At 70.1% G+C, this 18,187-nt stretch carries 20 protein-coding genes; 10 read left to right on the forward strand and 10 right to left on the reverse strand.

What is annotated here, in order from left to right; translation table 11 throughout:
- Window positions 1-19 precede the first annotated feature (19 nt).
- From BLV92_RS26400 to BLV92_RS26440, 9 genes are all read left to right on the forward strand, one after another.
- Window positions 20-940: a ProQ/FINO family protein gene (locus BLV92_RS26400; protein WP_090550873.1), complete on the forward strand. Its 921-nt coding sequence runs from the start codon at window positions 20-22 to the stop codon at window positions 938-940.
- Window positions 941-1,157: 217 nt separating this feature from the next.
- Complete coding sequence (locus BLV92_RS26405; RefSeq protein WP_090550876.1) at window positions 1,158-2,219, forward strand: ABC transporter permease; 1,062 nt, start codon at window positions 1,158-1,160, stop codon at window positions 2,217-2,219.
- On the forward strand, window positions 2,213-3,061 hold the full coding sequence (locus tag BLV92_RS26410; RefSeq protein ID WP_090550878.1) for an ABC transporter ATP-binding protein: 849 nt from the start codon (window positions 2,213-2,215) through the stop codon (window positions 3,059-3,061). Before BLV92_RS26405 ends, BLV92_RS26410 begins: the two co-directional genes overlap by 7 nt.
- Window positions 3,062-3,128: 67 nt before the next feature.
- Complete coding sequence (locus BLV92_RS26415; protein ID WP_090550881.1) at window positions 3,129-4,160, forward strand: ABC transporter substrate-binding protein; 1,032 nt, start codon at window positions 3,129-3,131, stop codon at window positions 4,158-4,160.
- Window positions 4,161-4,600: 440 nt separating this feature from the next.
- A complete protein-coding gene (locus BLV92_RS26420; protein ID WP_373681846.1) occupies window positions 4,601-4,990 on the forward strand; it encodes a PRC-barrel domain-containing protein in 390 nt (129 codons plus the stop codon).
- Between the two features lie 194 nt (window positions 4,991-5,184).
- The gene (locus BLV92_RS26425; protein ID WP_090550886.1) at window positions 5,185-6,174 is read left to right on the forward strand and encodes a universal stress protein; all 990 of its coding nucleotides are present in this window, start codon (window positions 5,185-5,187) and stop codon (window positions 6,172-6,174) included.
- A gap of 34 nt (window positions 6,175-6,208) precedes the next feature.
- Complete coding sequence (locus BLV92_RS26430; protein ID WP_090550889.1) at window positions 6,209-6,490, forward strand: DUF1488 family protein; 282 nt, start codon at window positions 6,209-6,211, stop codon at window positions 6,488-6,490.
- Between the two features lie 69 nt (window positions 6,491-6,559).
- Window positions 6,560-6,802, forward strand: coding sequence for a UDP-glucose 4-epimerase (locus BLV92_RS26435; RefSeq protein WP_090550891.1), 243 nt, complete (start codon window positions 6,560-6,562; stop codon window positions 6,800-6,802).
- 129 nt (window positions 6,803-6,931) lie between these two features.
- A complete protein-coding gene (locus tag BLV92_RS26440) occupies window positions 6,932-7,261 on the forward strand; it encodes an HPF/RaiA family ribosome-associated protein (protein WP_090550894.1) in 330 nt (109 codons plus the stop codon).
- Between the two features lie 145 nt (window positions 7,262-7,406).
- On the opposite strand, the gene BLV92_RS26445 is transcribed toward BLV92_RS26440, so the two are convergent.
- The 9 genes from BLV92_RS26445 to BLV92_RS26485 all read right to left on the reverse strand — a co-directional run bounded on the left by BLV92_RS26445 (window position 7,407) and on the right by BLV92_RS26485 (window position 15,389).
- Window positions 7,407-7,778 carry a DUF3564 family protein gene (locus BLV92_RS26445; protein WP_090550896.1) on the reverse strand — a complete coding sequence of 124 codons (372 nt, stop codon included), beginning with the start codon at window positions 7,776-7,778 and terminating at the stop codon, window positions 7,407-7,409.
- A gap of 50 nt (window positions 7,779-7,828) precedes the next feature.
- Entirely contained in the window at window positions 7,829-8,116 is a 288-nt protein-coding gene (locus BLV92_RS26450; RefSeq protein ID WP_243842622.1) for a c-type cytochrome, read from the reverse strand.
- 89 nt (window positions 8,117-8,205) lie between these two features.
- A complete protein-coding gene (locus BLV92_RS26455) occupies window positions 8,206-9,255 on the reverse strand; it encodes an Acg family FMN-binding oxidoreductase (RefSeq protein ID WP_090550898.1) in 1,050 nt (349 codons plus the stop codon).
- A 251-nt stretch (window positions 9,256-9,506) separates the two neighbouring features.
- The gene (locus tag BLV92_RS26460) at window positions 9,507-10,319 is read right to left on the reverse strand and encodes a helix-turn-helix domain-containing protein (RefSeq protein WP_373681845.1); all 813 of its coding nucleotides are present in this window, start codon (window positions 10,317-10,319) and stop codon (window positions 9,507-9,509) included.
- A 40-nt stretch (window positions 10,320-10,359) separates the two neighbouring features.
- Entirely contained in the window at window positions 10,360-10,770 is a 411-nt protein-coding gene (locus BLV92_RS26465; RefSeq protein ID WP_090550903.1) for a response regulator, read from the reverse strand.
- 161 nt (window positions 10,771-10,931) lie between these two features.
- Entirely contained in the window at window positions 10,932-11,573 is a 642-nt protein-coding gene (locus tag BLV92_RS26470; RefSeq protein WP_090550905.1) for a response regulator, read from the reverse strand.
- The gene (locus tag BLV92_RS26475; protein WP_090550907.1) at window positions 11,570-13,675 is read right to left on the reverse strand and encodes a PAS domain-containing sensor histidine kinase; all 2,106 of its coding nucleotides are present in this window, start codon (window positions 13,673-13,675) and stop codon (window positions 11,570-11,572) included. The genes BLV92_RS26470 and BLV92_RS26475 overlap by 4 nt, the downstream gene beginning before the upstream one ends.
- A 350-nt stretch (window positions 13,676-14,025) precedes the next feature.
- Window positions 14,026-14,517, reverse strand: coding sequence for a universal stress protein (locus BLV92_RS26480; protein WP_090550909.1), 492 nt, complete (start codon window positions 14,515-14,517; stop codon window positions 14,026-14,028).
- 35 nt (window positions 14,518-14,552) lie between these two features.
- Window positions 14,553-15,389, reverse strand: coding sequence for a universal stress protein (locus BLV92_RS26485; RefSeq protein WP_090550911.1), 837 nt, complete (start codon window positions 15,387-15,389; stop codon window positions 14,553-14,555).
- Window positions 15,390-15,595: 206 nt separating this feature from the next.
- On the opposite strand from BLV92_RS26485, the gene chrA reads away from it, so the two are divergent.
- On the forward strand, window positions 15,596-16,834 hold the full coding sequence (gene chrA / locus BLV92_RS26490) for a chromate efflux transporter (protein WP_090550913.1): 1,239 nt from the start codon (window positions 15,596-15,598) through the stop codon (window positions 16,832-16,834).
- A gap of 277 nt (window positions 16,835-17,111) precedes the next feature.
- Here chrA and BLV92_RS26495 read toward each other — a convergent pair whose 3' ends face one another.
- Complete coding sequence (locus tag BLV92_RS26495; protein ID WP_090550916.1) at window positions 17,112-18,062, reverse strand: 2-hydroxyacid dehydrogenase; 951 nt, start codon at window positions 18,060-18,062, stop codon at window positions 17,112-17,114.
- Window positions 18,063-18,187: the final 125 nt, after the last annotated feature.

Genomic DNA, 18,187 nt, shown 5'->3' on the forward strand with positions numbered 1-18,187 from the left:
TCATGGAAGAGAGCTGGACGTGAAAGCCGCATCCCAACAGCGCCGTACCCTGAGCTTCAAGGAAGGTCTGCAGGAAATCAAGAAGACCTGGGGCCTGACCTCCGGGCAGCCGCCGGAAGAAAAGCCGCAGCCGGACGAAGGCCGGCGCGCGCGCCAGCAAGGGGCCGGAGCAAAGGAGTCCCGCGAGCCCCGTGCGAGGGACGCCCGCCCGAAGGGGCAGCCGCCGCGCGGCCCCGGCGCGAAGCCGCAGCAGCAGGCGGGCCAGGGCAAGCCGGGCGGCAACCGCGGGCCGGCGCCGCAGCGCGCGCAGCAGAAGCCGCAGCAGCGCCCTCAACAGCGTCCGCGCCCGGCCAAGCCGCTGCCCGCGAACCTGAGCGACGAGGAACGCGCACGCATCGAGCGCAATCGTCAGTTGAACGCGGTGTGGAACGTACTCGCGAAGCATCATCCGACGTTCCGCGACCGGCTGCCGCTGAAGATCGGCGTGATCGACGACCTTTGCGCGCGTCATCCGGACCTCGAACGCACGGTGCTCGTCGCGGTGCTGAAGCGGCACGTGAACCATCCGCGCTATCACGAGCGCGTCGCCGCCGGCGGTCCGCGTTACGAGCTGGACGGCACGCCGTCGGCCGGGCCTGGCATCGACCCGTCGCACATCGCGCGCGCGAACGCCGCGCTCGCGCGGCAGAAGGCGAAGGCCGACGCCCGCGCGAAGGAAGCGTCGCAGCCGCAGAACCCGCCGTCGAAGCCGGCAGGCGACACGGCGGCCGCACCGGCTGACGAGCAAGCCGCGCCGCTGTCCGCGGTTCAGCCCGTCGATCAGGCGGCACCTCAGTCCGTATCTCAGTCCGCGTCTCAGCCCGCGCCGGAGTCTCTGCCGCAGACCGAGGCGCACGCAACCGAAGGCGAGAGCATCGAGCCGCCGGCTTCGGAAGTCTGATCCCGTCACGATGACGTCAATGCACGGCGCCTGCGCGCCGTGCCTTACCGCCCGCGCCGCCGCGCGAGCGATGGCCCCGCGAAACAGAAAAAACAGAAAAGCATTCGCGCTGCGCGCCGCATATCCATATCCGAATCGATTCATTCTCAACCGTAACGCGCGTCGCTACTCTTGATCCCCGCAAGCTCAACGCTCACGAGATCAGGAACGCTGCGTCATGTCGATTCCATCCGAACTGCTCGATTCGTCCGCCGGCCGTCCACCGCGCCGCGCGACGCCGCTCACGCGCGCCAATGCGCGCCGCATCGGCGTCGCGGCGCTCGCCGCCGCCGCATGGCTCGCGAGCGCCGCGATCACCGTCTGGTGGCCCGACCTCGACGACTGGCCTTATACGAATGAACTGGTCGCGCTGAAACTCGCGATTGCGCTGCTCGCGGCGCTGATCGGCGCGGCCGGCTGGCGCCGCGCGACGCAGCGCGACGCGCGGCAGCGCCCGGCGCGGATCGCGGCCGCCCTGGCCGCCGCACTCGACGCCGCCCCGTGGCTGCTCGCGCTGGCGCTCGGCATCGCCGCGTGGGAGATCGTCACCGCGAAGCTCGAATGGCTGCCGCGCCCGTTTTTCGCGCCGCCGCAGGCGCTGATCGCCGTGTATTTCGACGATTTCCCGCGCCTCGCGTCGAGCGTCGTTCATTCGTTCGGCCTCCTCGCCTATGGCTACCTGCTCGGCGCGGCGGCCGGCTTCGCGATCGGCGTGAGCATCGGCTGGTCGCGCGCGGTCGGCTACTGGCTGCATCCGGTGCTGCGGCTGGTCGGTCCGCTGCCCGCGACCGCGTGGCTGCCGCTTGCGTTTTTCTTCTTTCCGTCGAGCTTCAGCGCGAGCGTGTTCCTGATCGCGCTCGCCACCGCCTTCCCGGTCGCGGTGCTCACGTGGTCCGGCGTCGCGAGCGTGAATTCCGCGTACTACGACGTCGCCCGCACGCTCGGCGCAAGGCCGTCGTTCCTGATCCTGCGCGTCGCGATTCCGGCCGCGCTGCCGTCGGTGTTCGTCGGGCTGTTCATGGGCCTTGGCGCGTCGTTCTCGGTGCTGATCGTCGCCGAGATGATGGGCGTGAAGGCCGGCCTCGGCTGGTATCTGCAATGGGCGCAGGGTTGGGCCGCGTATTCGAACATGTATGCCGCGCTGCTCGTGATGGCCGCGATGTGCTCCGGGTTGATCACGCTGTTGTTCCGTCTGCGCGATCGTCTGCTGGTCTGGCAAAAGGGATTGCTCAAATGGTAGCCACTGCTTCGGTCCGTTCTTTTGCGGCGTCGGCCGCGTCCGCGCCGGACCAGCCGGTCGGCGCGCGCATCGACGTGCAGCACGTCAGCCACCGGTTCGCGCTGCGCGGCGCGGCGCTCGACGTGCTCGACGACGTGAGCGTCAGCGTCGAGCCGGGCGAATTCGTCGCGCTGCTCGGCCCGAGCGGCTGCGGGAAATCGACGTTGCTGCGCCTCGTCGCGGGCCTCGACCGTCCGGCCGAAGGCACGCTGCTCGCGGACGGCGAACCGATCGCCGGTCCCGATCCGTCGCGCGTCGTCGTGTTCCAGGACCCGACGCTGTTCCCGTGGCGCACCGTGCGGGCGAACGTCGGGCTGGGTCCGCAGGCGCAGCGCCATGCCGCAAAGCGAAGCCGCAAGGGCGCGGCGCCGGATCCGCGCGACGTCGACGCGCGGATCGACGCCGCGCTGGAACTCGTCGGCCTCACCGAATTCGCGGACGCGTTCCCGCATCAACTGTCCGGCGGGATGGCGCAGCGCGCGGCGCTCGCGCGCGCGCTCGTCAACGATCCGGCGCTGCTCGTGCTCGACGAGCCGTTCGGCAAGCTCGATTCGCTGACGCGCATCCGCATGCAGAGCGAACTGGTCGCGCTGTGGCAGCGCGCACGTTTTTCGGTGCTGCTCGTCACGCACGACGTCGAGGAGGCGCTGTTCGTCGCGAACCGCGTGATCGTGTTCAGCGGGCGGCCCGCGCGCGTCGTCGCGGAAGTGCGCAACGACGCGCCGTATCCGCGTCATCGCGACGATCCGAAACTCGTCGCGCTGCGCCGCCAGGTGCTCGCGCAGCTCGGCCTCGACGCATGACCGTTCGTTTTCCGATCGATTTTCACCACTCACAACGACATTCGCAGAACCGAGGAGAACCATCGACATGAAGCCTTTCGACGATCGATCGCTGCCGGACCCCGCGCGCCGCGCGTGGCTGCGCAAGAGCGCCTGGGCGGCCGGCGCGGTCGCGCTCGGCGGGACCGGGCTCGGCTTCGGGCCGCTCGCGCGCGCGGACGGCCCGCTCACGCCGCTGAAACTGTCGTGGAACGCCGGCTCGATCTGCACCGCGCCGGTCGTCGTCGGCGTGAAGCAGGGTTTCTTCCGGCGTCACGGCCTCGACGTCGAACTCGTGAACTTCGCGGGCTCGACCGACCAGCTGCTCGAAGCGATCGCGACCGGCAAGTCCGATGCGGGCGTCGGCATGGCGCTGCGCTGGGTGAAGCCGCTGGAGCAGGGCTTCGACGTGAAGCTGACGGCCGGCATCCACGGCGGCTGCATGCGGCTGCTCGCGACGCGCACGTCCGGCATCGTCGATCTGCCGGGGCTGAAGGGCCGCACGGTTGGCGTCAGCGACATGGCGAGCCCGGCGAAAAACTTCTTCGCGATCACGCTGAAGAAGATCGGCGTCGATCCGGAGAACGACGTGCACTGGCGGCAGTATCCGGCGAACCTGCTCGGCGAGGCACTGAAGAAGGGCGAGGTGCACGCGATCGCGGACGGCGACCCGACGATCTGGACGCTGCGCGAATCGGACCATCTGTACGAGGTGTCGAACAACCTGTGCGGCGAGTATCAGAACCGCGTGTGCTGCGTGCTCGGCGTGCGCGGCTCGCTGGTGCGCAAGGATCGAGCGACCGCTCAGGGGCTCACGCAGGCGCTGCTCGAAGCGACCGAGTGGACCGCCGACCATCCGGCCGAGGCGGCGACGCTGTTTTCCGCGTATGCGCCGCAGGCCGACGTCGCGCAGTTGACCGCGATGCTGAAGAGCCACACGGACCGCCATCATCCGGTCGGCGATGCGTTCAAGAAGGAGATCGCGCTGTATGCGGACGACCTGAAGACGGTCGGCGTCGTGAATAGCGGCACGAACTCGGACCGCTTCGCATCGCGCGTGTTCGCGGATGTGTTGACCTGATTCGTTTCGGCTGCCGCGCGCGGACGCGGGAGCGGCATCCAGCGGAATCGTTGCGGCCGGCTTTTTGCCGGCCGTTTGCGTTTAGTGAGGCGTGAAGCGAAGCCGGGGGGCGTGGTTTCGTTTTTTTCCTCCCGCATCACGCGGCCGCCACTTCGTTTCCTTTCCTCAACAACCGCGCATCGCGACGTGCCGCGTTATCCCGCCCGCTGCGGCGCGCCGCAAGCGACACCGCTGGATAGCCGCTACCATGACGCTTGCCATTCGCCGCGCAGCGGCCGGCGCATCCCGCCACGATGCACGCCGCCGGCGAATCGCAACCCGCATCACGGCAGTGCAACCGGACGCCCCGGCGCATCGTCGCCGGACTCCCCTCTGACACGGAGCACATCGAAATGAATTTCCACAAGGCGGTTTGGGCGGCGGCGATCGTCGCGGGCAGCATGAGCATCAGCATCGGCGCGCACGCGCAGATCGCCGGCACGCAGCCGTTGGGCGTGACGGTCGAGCAGTCGCAGGCGCTACTCGAAGGCTGGAGCGTGAAGAAGAGCGCGCTCGGCAAGGCCGTCTACAACGACAACAACCAGAAGATCGGCACGATCCGCGATCTCGTCGTCGCGCCGGACGGCTCGCTGTCGGCGGCGATCGTGTCGGCGGGCGGCTTCATCGGCGTCGCGACGCACGACGTCGCGGTGCCGATCGGCGCGCTCCAGGTCCGCGACGGCAACTTCTTCCTGCCCGGCGCAACGAAAGAGGCGATCCACGCGACGCCCGAGTTCCAGTATTCGAAGATCCACACGCCGCCGAAACCGAAGAAGGTCGACGCGCAGTAACCCGCGCGCGGGTGCAAGGCCCGCGCGCATCGCTGTCCGGAGCCGTTCGCGAGCGCCGGATGGCCCGATCCATCGCTTGACGCAAATCAACGGCGCCACGCAATCGCCACCGATGATGAACACATCGCGGACTGCATGCCGGCCATCGCGGCGCATGCGGGTCCGAAGCCCTTCGTCATCCGAGCGAGCCCAGCATGGATTCCGAACCTGCCGGTCATGGTCCGAACGCGTTCACCCGCGTGATTGCGGCCGCTGAAGGCGCGGGCGGCCTCGCGACGCTGGCCGGTTTTGCATCGCGGCTCGCCGCGCCCGATGCGCGTTTCCGGCTCGTCGATCTGATCGCGAATCCCGCCGCGTTGTTTCCCGCGTTGAAACTGAGCCTGCCCGACTGGGCGGACACCCATGCCGCGATGGTGCGCGGCGCGCAGGCAGCACTTGCCCTGGCTGCGCAACGCTTCGCCGCCGCGCACTGCGTGGCCGACGCCGAACTGCTCGACCTCGCCGCGCTGCGCTCCCGCGCGCCCGATGCGCTCGCCAACGCCGCGCGCGAATGGCGCGCGGACCTCGTCGCGCTCGGCGCGCATCCGCGCGGCCATCGCTGGGCGTGCCGGCTCGATCCGGAGGAAGTGGCGGCGGTCACGCATTGCCCGGTGCTGTACGTGCCGATCGCGCAGCTCGCATTGAGCGAGCCGCCGCTCGACCGCGCGCTGATCGCGATCGACGGCAGTCCGGCGTCGCTCGATGCGCTGCGGCTCGCGCTCGCGGTGCTGCCGTCTCATGTGCAACTGCGCGTCGTTTATGTCGTCGACCGGTCGATGCAGCCGGGCGCGCGCTGGCTGAACCGCTTCTTCGAAATGGACGGCGTCGCGGCGCTGTCCGCCGCGACACCGCTGCTGAAGGCGCGCGGCGCACACGCGAGCACCGAGATGATCGCAACCGCCGACGAGATGGACGACGTGCCGTCCGCGATCCTGCGCGACGCGAAGGCGTGGCAGGCGGACCTCGTCGTGACGGGGTTGCAGGGGCGGCACGGCCGCGTTCATTCGCTGCCGGGCAGCGTCGCGAGCCGCGCGCTGCGCGACACGACCTGTCCGCTGCTCGTGAGTCCGCCGCGGCCCGATACGGGGGCGGCGGGCGCGCCGGGTTCGTCCGGCGCGGAAGCCGGCGAACAGGTGCTGCCGTGAACGGACGAGCATCGCAGCATCACGGAGAATCGAAATGAACATTGCGTTTCCCGCAGAACGGCCCGCGTACCACGCGGATCGGCCCGAACTGACGTTCGACGCAGTCGTCGACGGCGCGCGCGTCGGCTGCGCGATCACCGCGGAGGCGCTCGAAGATCACTTCGGCGCGGCGTCGCTGCGCGAGCCGGACCTCGTCCCCGCGTTCGACGCGCATCGCGCGGCGATAGAAGCCGCGGCTGCGCGTATGCTGGAAGAAACGCGTGGTCAGCCCGTGGTGCTGCACAGCGGTTTTTTCAGGCTGTATGGCGAGCATTGACGCGACCCGCGCGGGCAACGCAACGCGGGCAACGAGCGCAACGAACGAAACAGACGACGGAGAGTGGAGATGACACTGAAAGGCAACATCAGCGAAGGGAGCTGGAACGTCGTCGTCGAGACGTCGCCGGCGGAAGGCGGCGGTTATCGCTGCAGCGTGCATGTGACGCACGAAGTGCCGGGGCACGACGTGTTCCGCCATTCGTTCACGCATTACCTCACGTTCCCGGGCGAGCGCGAAGCGGTGCTCGAAGGGCTGCGCGAAGGGATGACGTGGATCGAGCTGAAGCGCACGAACGCATTCGACGTTTGACGCTTTGGCCGCCGCGCTCGCGACGTCCGGTTCGCGGCGTCAGTGGCGTTCATGAAGCGCAGCGGCGCGAAGCAGGTGCCGGCCGGTTGCCGGGATGCGGCGCGGTTCGACGCAGCGGGGAGGAGCGCAATGGGAATCGGCATGCAGATCGTCTATCTCGGTTTTGCCGGGTCGGCGGCCATCGAGGCGGAAGCGGGCGTGCAACTGCTGCGGCTCGGCCGCTACGGGCCGGCGCTGGCCGGCTGCCATCTGGCGATCGAGCTGTTGCGCCCGCGCGGCGGCCGGCCGCTGTACGACGTGCGGCTCGACCTGATCTCGTCGGATTTCCACGTGCTGAGGCCGATCGGCCATTGCGAAAGCGACGACCCGCAGCAGGCGGTGCGCGATGCGTTCGATGCGGCGGAGAAGGAGTTGCGGCTCGCGACGGCGGGCGCGGGCGCGGTGCGGCGCGATCATTAGGAGGGCGGCGCGGCCGGCCGCCCGCCGATGGTCGATGGGGGCCTGGCAACGACGCGGGCATCCTGGTTCGGCCTCAACACCATGCAACGCAACGCGGCCGGAACAGAAAACGCCGGCATGGCGGACCTGCGGTACGACGGTCGCCTCACACGTGGTCGTCGGCAAACAACCCGTATTCCGGCACCGACTCCGTTTCGTCGATCCACTGCACATGCCAGCGGCCGGCCGCCGGCGCGGCGTGCGCGTTAGCGCACCAGTTCGCCGCGCCTTCCTCGCCTTCGAACGGGCCGGCGTCCTTGCTGAAATCGAGCCCTTCGAGCACGCACAGCGGATGTCCGTCGGCGGCGTCGTTCAGCCGCGTGTCGCCGTTCGCGACGTCGAAATACCCCCAGGCGGGCAGCGCCACGCCCGCGTGGCCCTCTCGCGACCATTTGCCGGTGGCCTTGTCGAGCCAGACGATCGCATACGCGGACGGGTCGATGCGGTCGAAGCTGTCGAGATGAACGGTGATGCGCATGACGAACTCCTGTGGCGGGCTGGATTCGGTGGTGTCACTGGCTCATGGTGTCATTGGCTCAACACCCACTGGACCAGCACGTGTGCGTCGTCGGCCGTGAGCGGGCCGCCGCGTTCGGCCGGCAGCGGCATCGCGATGTCGCCCCAGTGCGCGCGGCCGCCGACGCGCAGCTTCTGTTCGAGCATCGCGGCGGCTTCGGGCTTGCCGCGATAGCGTTCCGCGATCTGGCGGAACGACGGCGCGAGGAACGGCGCATCGGACGTGTGGCAGAACATGCAGTGCTGCTGGTCGACGAGCGCGGTCGGCTCGCGCGACTGCGCGGCGGCGGGCAGCGCGATCGCCGCGCCGCAGCCGGCGGCGGCGAGGAGCGACAGAACTCGGGCGGTGTTTTTCACGGTGCGGTCTCTGAAACGTAAGTCGGGCAGCGTCACGACACGACTTCATCGAGCGCGCGGCGCGGCGAATGCAGCACGCCTGGCGGCACGTCCGGCCCGCGCCCGATGCGCAGCAGCAGTTGCGCATTCGCGGACGGCTGCAGCCCGACCAGCGCGGGGAGTTGTTCGCGCAGCCCCGGCACCTCGATCGGCTGGTTCAGGTACGACGCGGTGAGCCCGGCGCTCGCGGCGGCGAGCAGCACGCGCTCCAGCGCCTGGCCGGTCGCGAGCCACGCTTCGCGGTCGTCGCTGCCGGTCGCGATGCAGACGATCAGCGGCGAGCCGAGGACGAGCCGGTGATGCGTCGCGGCGACGCCGCCGCCGAGGTCGAACGTGCGCACGACCGACGCGGCGAGCGGCGTCGCGAAGTCGAGCAGCGGCATCATGTCGGTCGCATATGCGGGCATGCCGTCCTCGCGGCGGCGCGGGTGGATCCAGTTCGCGAGTTCGCGGCGAAAGCGCGGGTCGCCGAACTGCTGGCGATCCGCGAGCGCGACCAGCATCGCGATGCGCTCGCGCTCGACCAGCGGGCTCACGCACGCGATATCGACGCCTTCGGCCGTACCCGCCGCGATCAGCGCCTGCTGGACCGCCTGGTCGACCGGCTCGTCGGCGAACGGCTGGCGCGTGGTCACGCGCGTCGCGATCGCGTCGAACAGGTCGGGCAGGGTGTCGTCGCAACGGCCGTCCGGCACGATCCGCACTTCGGCGAGCACGTCCGGATCGGCGTTCGACGGAAACAGCGCGATCGAATACGCGAGGCCGACGCGCGCGAGCGCGACGCGCAGATTGAACAGCGCCGCGCCGCAACTGATCGTCAGTTCGCGGTCGAACGGATCGGCAACCGGCAGCGCGCGCAGCCGGTCCGCGCAGACGGCGACCGAATCGGGGCCGACGATGAAGCGCCACGGCTGCGTGTTGTGGTTCGACGGCGCGAGCACCGCGAAGCGCAGCGCGAAACGCAGCCGCTCCTCGACGCTCGCGGACAGTTCGAGTCGGCCGTGATCGGAATCCACGACCGGGCGTTGCATGGCGGCATCCATCTGTCGGTCTCCGTGCGGACGGCGCAGCGCGCCGCAGATTCATGATGTCAGCGAACGCGACGGAGCCGTTGACTTGAGTCAATCGGCTACCTGCGGCGCGCCGGCATGCGTTGCCACAGGCGAATGGGCGAAAAAGCGGCGGAAAAAACGCGCAAAAAAAGCGGCGCCCACGGGAAGGCGCCGCGAACACACGCACGCCTCACGTGGAGGCCGGTGCGTCAACAGGCGTTCTGTTGCGAGGGCCGGCGGCGTCAGACCCGCGCGAGCCCTTCGGGATCGACGATCCGGATCTGCTTGCCGCTCGGCTCGACGAGCCGCTCGCGCTGGAATCGCGAGAACATCCGGCTCACCGTTTCGAGCTTGATGCCGAGGAAGCAGCCGATCTCCTCGCGCTTCATCTTCAGGTTGAACTCCGCGCCCGAGTAGCCGCGCGCGCGGAACCGCGCGGACAGGTTCAGCAGGAACGACGCGAGCCGCTGTTCGGCGGACATCGTGCCGAGCAGCATCATCAGCCCGGACTCGCGGACGATCTCGCCGCTCATCAACTGGTACAGGTAGTGCTGCATCCGCCGGCTCTCGCGGCAGATCGACTCCAGCTGCGCGAACGGGATGATGCAGACGGTGCTGTCCTCCAGCGCGACCGCCTCGCAGTTGTGGCGGCCCGAGCACACGCCGTCGAGGCCGAGCGGCTCGCCCGGAATCTGGAAGCCGGTGACCTGCTCGCGGCCGTCGCGGTGCATCACGACGGTCTTGAACGAGCCGGTCTTCACCGCGTAGATGCTGTGGAACGCGTCGTGGGTGCGGAACAGCGCGTCGCCGCGCCGCACCGGGCGGGTCGTGCAGACCACCGAATCGAGTTTTTCGAGTTCGGCGGCCGTCAGGTCCGCCGGCACGCAGACGCCGCGCAGCGAACAGTTCGAGCAGCGCGCGTTCGCGCGCTTCGGCGCGTCGTTCACGGCTTCGTTCAGGGTTGCATGCAGGACCGGTTCGACGGGATGAACCGGCACGACGACGCGTGCCGGTTCCACGTCGTCGGACGCCGGCTGCGGCGGGGCGGGCAGAATCGCTTCACAGGCGGGGGCAGCGTACATGATCGTCTCCAGCTCACGGTGCGCGGCGGGCCGCGCGCGTTTGCACCAGCACTTCGATGGTCCGGCATGCGGCGTCGAACTCGGACGTCTTGTCGAAGAAGAAGTCCGCGCCCGCCGTCTCGCACGCCTCCCGGAACGCAGGCCCGGAGTGGTTCGTCAACACCAGCTTGACGACCTCCGGCCGCTCGCGCGACAGCCCGGATATCACGTCGATGCCGCTGCTGTCGATCAGCCGCAGATCGACGACGGCGACGTCCGCGCCGGTCGCGAGGATGCCGTCCAGCGCGGACGGCGCGTCCTCGGCCTCGCCGACGACAGCCACGCGCGGAATCGCGGACAGTGCGTCCGCGATCCGCTGCCTGACCGCCCCCGCGTCCTCCACGAGGAACACGTTCAGCGTCGCGTTCGTTTGGCTGGCATCCATGGAAACCAGTATTGCCCGCGGCATCCCGAAAAGCTATCGGCCGAACGTCGAACCCGCGGTACGCAAAGCGGAATGGCTGTAGGGCGATTCCTACAAATGGACGTCGAAATGCCGCCGCGTCAGAGGCGCGCGGCCCGATGGGGCGGGGCCTGGCGCGACGTTCACGGCTCGTCGTCGAACAGCTTGTGCCGCATCGCGTAACGCACGAGTGCGGCTTCATGCGGCATCTGCATCTTTTCGAGGATGCGGACCTTGTAGGTGCTGACGGTCTTCGCGCTCACGCACAGCTGCTGTGCGATCTCGGTGATGGTCTGGCCGGCCGCGATGCGGCGGAACACGTCGAACTCGCGATCCGACAGCCGCTGGTGCGGCAGCGTGTCCGACGGCTCGTGCAGGCTTTGTGCGAAACGTTCGGCCATCGCCATGCTTACGTACACGCCGCCCGACGCGACCTTCGTGACCGCGCTGACCAGTTCGGCGCTCGCGCTTTCCTTCGTCAGATAACCGGACGCGCCGGCCTTGAACGCGCGCACCGCGTACTGCTGCTCCGCGTGCATCGTCAGCACGAGGATGCGCAGCGCGGGTTTTTCGTCCTTGATCTGGCGGATCAGCTCGACGCCGTTGCGGCCTGGCATCGACAGGTCGAGCACCAGCACGTCGGCGTCCTGCGCGCGGACCAGCGCGACGGTCGTCGCGCCGTCGCTCGCCTCGCCGGCGATCTCGAAGCCGCTCGCGCCCTGCAGGATGTGGCGCAGGCCGTCGCGGACCAGCGTGTGGTCGTCGGCGATGAGTACCTTGATCATGGAAACGTCTCTACGGGTTGCAAGGCGTGCAGCGGGAACGACACTGCGATCGCGAAACCTTCGTCCGGCGCGGTGTCGATCCGCACGACGCCGCCCAGCATGTGCGCGCGCTCGCGGATGCCGAGCAGGCCGAACGACTTGTCCGCGCGGCCGTCGCCGGCCGGCGCCTGGCGCGCGCCGGCATCATGGTCCGAAACGCGGTCCGCCCCACGGTCCGAGCCGCGGCCGTTGTCGACGATTCGCAGCGTGCAGCAGCCAGCGTCGATGTCGAGCGTCAGCACGACGCGCGTCGCGTCGGCGTGGCGCGCGACGTTCGTCAGCGCCTCCTGCACGATGCGGAACAGCGTCGTCGCGCCGGCGTTCGAGAACGTCGCCGCGCCGGGGTCCAGGTGCCGCTCGACGTCGATCCCGTAGCGGTTCGTGAAGTCGTTCGCGAGCCAGTCGATCGCGGGCACGAGGCCGAGGTCGTCGAGCATCACCGGGCGCAGGTCGGCCGCGATCCGCCGCACCGACGCGACCGTCGCGTCGATCAGCCGGCGCATGCCGCGCAGCCGCGTCGCGATTTCGTCGCGCGCCGCTTCGCCGGCCGACGCCTGCGGCTCGCGCCCCGGCGCGTCGAGCGCGTGCTCGACCGCCGACAGGTCCATCTTCAGCGCGGTCAACTGCTGGCCGAGGTCGTCGTGCAGTTCGCGCGCGATGCGGCTTTTTTCGGCCTCGCGCACGTTCTGCAGGTTCGCGGACAGCTCGCGCAGTTCCTCGCGCGACTGCTTCAGCGAGTCCTCCGCGCGCACGCGCTCGGTGATGTCGCGCAGCATCACCGTGTACAGCTTGGCGGACGCGTCGCGGATCTGCGAGATCGACGCCTCGATCGGAAACTCGTCGCCGTTCGCGCGCAGCCCGTACAGCACGCGCTGCTGGCGGCCCATCTGCCGCTCGCTGACGCCGGTCACGCCGAACCGCTCGACGTGCCGCGCATGCTGCGCGCGAAACCGCTCGGGGATGAAGCGCGACAGCGGCAAGCCGACCGCTTCCATCGCGGACAGGCCGAACACGCGTTCGGCCATCGGGTTGAAGATCACGATCCGCTGCGATTCGTCGACGGTGATGATCGCTTCCATCGACGAGCGGACGATCCCCATCATCCGCGCTTCGTCCGGCTGCGCGGGCGCGGCGGCCGCGCGGCGCGCGAGCGCGTAGGCGAGGAACGCGAGCGCGGCCGCCCCCGCGACGCCGCCGAGCAGCACGGTCGTCGCGGCGTCGGCCGCGCCGGTCAGCGACGGGCTGCCGTTCGTGCTGTAGTCGAGCGAAAGCGTCGTGCCGCCGAACGGCACGGTGTCGGTGCTGGTGAACCGCGCGGTCGGCGGCGGCGCTTCTTCGAGATTCGCGTCGCCGGCGTACACGACGAACGGCGGGTTGCCGGCGCGCGCGGTCAGCGCGATGCCCGCGTTCGCGATGCCGAGCCGCTCGAACAGGCGGCGCGCGTCGAGCGGCGCGAACACGTAGCCGGCCGGCGGGCGGGAATCGGCCGCCGCGTCCGCTTCGACCGGCAGGTACAGCGCGAGCGTCGGCGCGGGCGCGCCGCGGGTGGCGGTCAGCGCGGCGGCGAGCGCGACTTCGCCGGAATCGGTCGCGCGGCGCAGCGCGGCGCGGGTAGCCGGATCGTCGGGCAGAACGCGCGGCGCGTTCGCGCGGGCCGCGGGCGCGTAGCGCGCGACCATGGGCGGCGCGCCGTCGCGCACGATCGCGTAACCGACGCCGTTCAGCGGCGAGTGCAGCGCGTCGAGATCGATGCTCGCGACGTAGTGCTGCCACTGCGCGCCGTCGACGTCGGGCCGCGTTTCGACGAGTGCGCGCGCGCCGTGCAGCACCGCGTCGGCGGTCACGAGTTCCTGGCGCAGCAGCGAGCTGATCTGGGCGGTGTGGCGCGCGAAGCGCAGTTGCGCCGCCTCCTGCCACTGGTATTTGACGAGCACGGCCAGCACGAAGGCCGCGACGAGCGCGAGTACGAACGCGAGCAGCGCGGCCACTTCGGGCTGCCGCACGCGCGCGACGACGCCGCGCAGCGCGGTCCGGCCGACGCGCGGACGGGCGTCAGCGATCATCGGCGGAGGTCCGGCCCGGCGTCATCGTGGTGTCCTCGCGACGGGCGGCCGAATGGGGCGACGGGCGCGCGGGGAACGCGTCGCGCCGGGGGAACGGCGGCGAAGGTTGGCTTCGATTGTCCGGCCGTGAAGCGGCAAGTCTGAAACGGCAAATCAATCGGCACCGGCGAGGGGGCGCGGCGCGTGGTGCCCCGACCCAAACGTGGCTCACTGCGGATTCGATCGGCGCATGGCTGAAGGCGCGGTTTCCTGTTGCGATAGCGGTCGTGGACGAGCGTGGTCCGCACGGTCGCGCGCCGGCTGCGCGCATCCTTCGTCGGCCAGGACCGGACTGCCACAGCCATTCGCATTCACGCGTTCGCGTTCGTTGCGCCGGCTGGCGGCGCGGCTGTTTTCATGTTCGCGGACACCAGCAGCACCGGGCAGGTCGCGCTGCGCAGCACGCGCTCGGCGACGCTGCCGAGCACCATCCGCCGCACGCCGCGCCGGCCGTGCGTGCCGATCACGATCAACTGCGCATGCCAGTCGGCGGCCGCTTGCTGGATGCAGTGCGCGACGTCCTCGCCGGGCATCTTCACCTCGACGATGCGCGGCTCGCCGGCGACGCCGCGTTTCGCCATCCGCTCGCGCGCGTCGGCGGCGATCCGCTCGCCTTCCTCGACGAACGCATTGCGGACGATCGACGGGTCGTAGCCCGGCACGTCGTACGCGAGCACCGGCGCGTCGATCACGTACAGCGGCAGCAGTTGCGCGCCGGCGTCGCGCGCGAGATCGAGCGCGGTGTCGAACGCGCGCGACGCGGTCTCGCTGCCGTCCAGCGCGACGAGGATGCGGGAATACATGGCGGTTCTCCGTTTCGGGGCAGGGCGGCGGGCGGCTAGTGCGACATCAGCACCGGCTGCGTCATCGACTCGAACATCGTGCGCGTGACGCCGCCGAGCATCCGCTCCTGCCAGCGCGCGTGGCCGTACGCGCCCATCACGACGAGGTCGTAACCGGCGTCCGCGCCATACGACAGCAGCGCGTTGCCGGCGGTCTCGTCGGCGTCGCTGACGATGCCGGCCGCATCGACGGCCACGCCGTGCCGCGCGAGCGCATCGACGATGTCGAGGCCGGGACGCTGCGGCTTCGGCGGCGAACCGGCCGTGCTCACGCGCACGACGCTGACGCGCGACGCGAACAGCAGCAGCGGCAGCGCGTCGTGCACCGCGCGCGCCGCCTCGCGGCTGCCGTCCCACGCGATCAGCACGCGGTCGCCGAGCGGGTCGTAGCGGCCCGCATACGGGATCACGAGCACCGGGCGTCCGGACGACATCACGAGGTCCTCGGGGAAGCGGTCGCCCAGATACGCTTCGGGATCCTCGGGATCGGCCTGGCCGGCGATCACGAGGTCCGCGCCGCGGCTCGCGCGGATCACGGCTTCGTTCGCATACTCGGCCGGCGCGAGCCATTGGCCTTCGACGCCCGCGCGCGTCAGTTCCGCATGAAACAGCCGCTCGATCGCGGCGCGCTGCTCGTCGCGCGTCTGACGCTGCGAATCGAAGTAGTCGGCGGACCCGGCCATCAGGTAGAACGAGCGCGGGTCCGGCACGAACGTCGCGAAGATGCCGGTCAGATGCGCGTCGAAGCGGCGCGCGAGCCGCAGTGCGACGTCGAGGCGCGCCTGCGCGCGCTGGCTGGTGTCGAGGTGGACTAGCAGGGTCTTGTAGCTCATGGTGCGCTCCATCGGGTGAGCCCGGCGTCGGACAGGGTCCGGCGAGACCGAACTGTTCCCACTGTAAGAACGGGACGCGTTGCGCCGTTGATTCATGTCAACGGCGACAGTGGCGCGGATTTCGTTGACACGTATCGGCGACGCTCCTTAGCATCCGGTGGCGGCCTCGCGCCGCGAATCAGGCACCGGCACAACCCCGACCATCGATGGAAACAGGACTCTCGCGCAGCACCGCCCGTCCGGGCCGTTTCGCCGAGGTGCTGCTGGCGTTCCTGAAGCTCGGCGCGACGAGTTTCGGCGGGCCGGTCGCGCATCTGGGCTACTTTCGCCGCGAATTCGTCGAGCGGCGGCGCTGGCTCGATCACGACACGTTCGCGGATCTGCTCGCGCTGTGCCAGTTCCTGCCGGGGCCGGCGAGCAGCCAGCTCGGGTTTTCGATCGGCCTGGTCCGCGCCGGCTGGCGGGGCGGGCTCGCCGCGTGGCTGGGGTTCACGCTGCCGTCGTTCCTGCTGATGATCGCGTTCGCCGCGCTCGCGCCGCGGCTCGGCGGGACGGTCGGCGCGGGCGTGATCCACGGGCTGAAGCTGGTTGCGGTCGCGGTGGTCGCCCAGGCGGTCTGGGACATGGCGCGCCGGCTCTGCGCGGATCGTCCGCGCGCGGCGATCGCGGTCGTCGCGATCGTGCTGCTCGGGGTGCTGTCGGGGCCGTATGCGCAACTCATCGCGATCGGCGTCGGCGCGCTGCTCGGGGCGGTGTCGTGCCGCGCGCGGGGGGGCGTGGAGGCGGATGCTGGCGTCGCCAGTCGCGGCGAGCCGCCGCCGGCCGTTGCGCGCGTGCAGCGCCGGGTCGGCGCTATTGCGCTCGGGCTGTTCTGCGTGCTGCTGATTCGCGTGCCGTTGTCCGGGCAGACCGCCGCCGCGCATGCGTTCGCCCTGTTCGATGCGTTCTACCGGTCCGGCGCGCTGGTGTTCGGCGGCGGCCACGTCGTGCTGCCGCTGCTGCAACAACGCACGGTCGCGACCGGCTGGGTCGCGCCGGACAGCTTCTTCGCCGGATACGGCGCCGCGCAGGCGCTGCCGGGTCCGCTGTTTTCGTTCGCCGCGTACCTCGGCTGGGTCGCGCAGCCGGAGCCGCATCGCTGGGCGGGCGCGCTGCTCGCGACCGTCGCGATCTTCCTGCCGGGTTTGTTGCTCGTGATCGCGGCGCTGCCGTACTGGACCGCGCTGCGCCGGCGGCCGTCGATGGCCGCCGCGCTCGCCGGCGTGAACGCGGCGGTGGTCGGGCTGCTCGCATCGGCGCTTTATTCGCCGGTGTGGACGAGTGCGGTGCTGAACGGGACCGATTTCGTGGTCGCGGTCGTCGCGTTTGCGCTGCTCGTGCGGTGGAAGGTTGCGCCGTTGGCGGTGGTCGTGTTTTGCGTGGCGGCCGGGGCGATTGCGGGTTGAAGGCGGCGAGGGCATGCGGGCGTTGCGTCGTCACCGCCTGGGACAAGCCGGCTCGCGTGCGTACCGTCCGCTTTCTATGTCACGCGTTGCCAGGCCATCCGCGCAGTCCTCCCGACTTGAGGCACATCCCCTTCGGGGACGAGGTCATGGTCAGTGCTCAAGCACAGACCATGACCGACAGGAACAAGCCGGTTCGCCTGCGCGCCCTTGATTCCACGCGTTGCCGGACCTGGCCGTGCTGCGACTTCACGGCCCGGCCCGCCCACGTCACGCGGCGCTACGCAGCAATCCGGTACTCGGTAACGAGCGGTTCCCCCGCGAAAAACGCCCGCAGATTCGCGCGCACGAGGTCCGCCATCGCCGCGCGCGTCTCGATGGTCGCGCTCGACCGGTGCGGTTGCAGCACGACGTTGTCGAGCGCGAAAAACGCCGGATCGATGTTCGGCTCGTTCCAGAACACGTCGAGCGCCGCGCCCGCGATCCGCCTGTCGCGCAGATACCGCAGCAGCGCCGGTTCGTCGACGATGCTGCCGCGCGCGACGTTCACCAGCATTCCGTCGCGGCCGAGCGCATCGAACACGTCCGCGCCGATCAGCGACCGGTTGCCTGCATCGGCGGCCGCGCACACGACCAGGTAGTCGCTGCGCGCGGCCAGTTCGACGACGCTGCCGCAATGGCGATACGGCACGTCGTCGAACGCGACGCGGTCGTGGTACGCGATGTCCATCTCGAACCCCGCGCAGCGTTTCGCGAGCGCGCGCCCGACGCGCCCGAGCCCGACGATGCCGAGCCGCGCGCCGAACACCCGCCGCGTCAGCGGCAGCGGCGCGCGCGGCCAGTCGCCGCGCCGCACGTAGGCATCGGCGGCCGGAATCTGCCGCGCGAGCGCGAGCAGCAGCGCAAGCCCCATGTCCGCGACGTCGCCGGTCAGCACGTCCGGCGTGTTCGTCACGCGGATGCCGCGCTCGCGGGCCCGCGCGAGATCGATCGCATCGACCCCCACGCCGTAACAGACGACGATTTCGAGGTGCGGCAGCGCGTCGATCAACGCGGCGCTCGCGCCGGCCTCGCCGTTCGTCGCGACCGCGCGCACGTGCGGCGCGACTTCGGCGAGCAGCCGTTCGGGGGAAGCCGAATCGGACAGCACGTGCAGCGTGTAATGCTGCGCGAGTTGTTCCATGTCGTTATCGGGGTAACGCTGGACGACCAGCAGGTGAGGTTGGCTCATTCTCGTATCGGTGTATCGGTGAACGTGACTGGAAGGATGGAAGTAAAAACTTGATACCGGTAACATGAACACCCGGAACCTCCCGGGCAGAAGGACTTCATTCACAACAGGACCGGTGCGGACGA

The organism is Paraburkholderia caballeronis, from assembly GCF_900104845.1.
GTDB lineage: Bacteria > Pseudomonadota > Gammaproteobacteria > Burkholderiales > Burkholderiaceae > Paraburkholderia > Paraburkholderia caballeronis.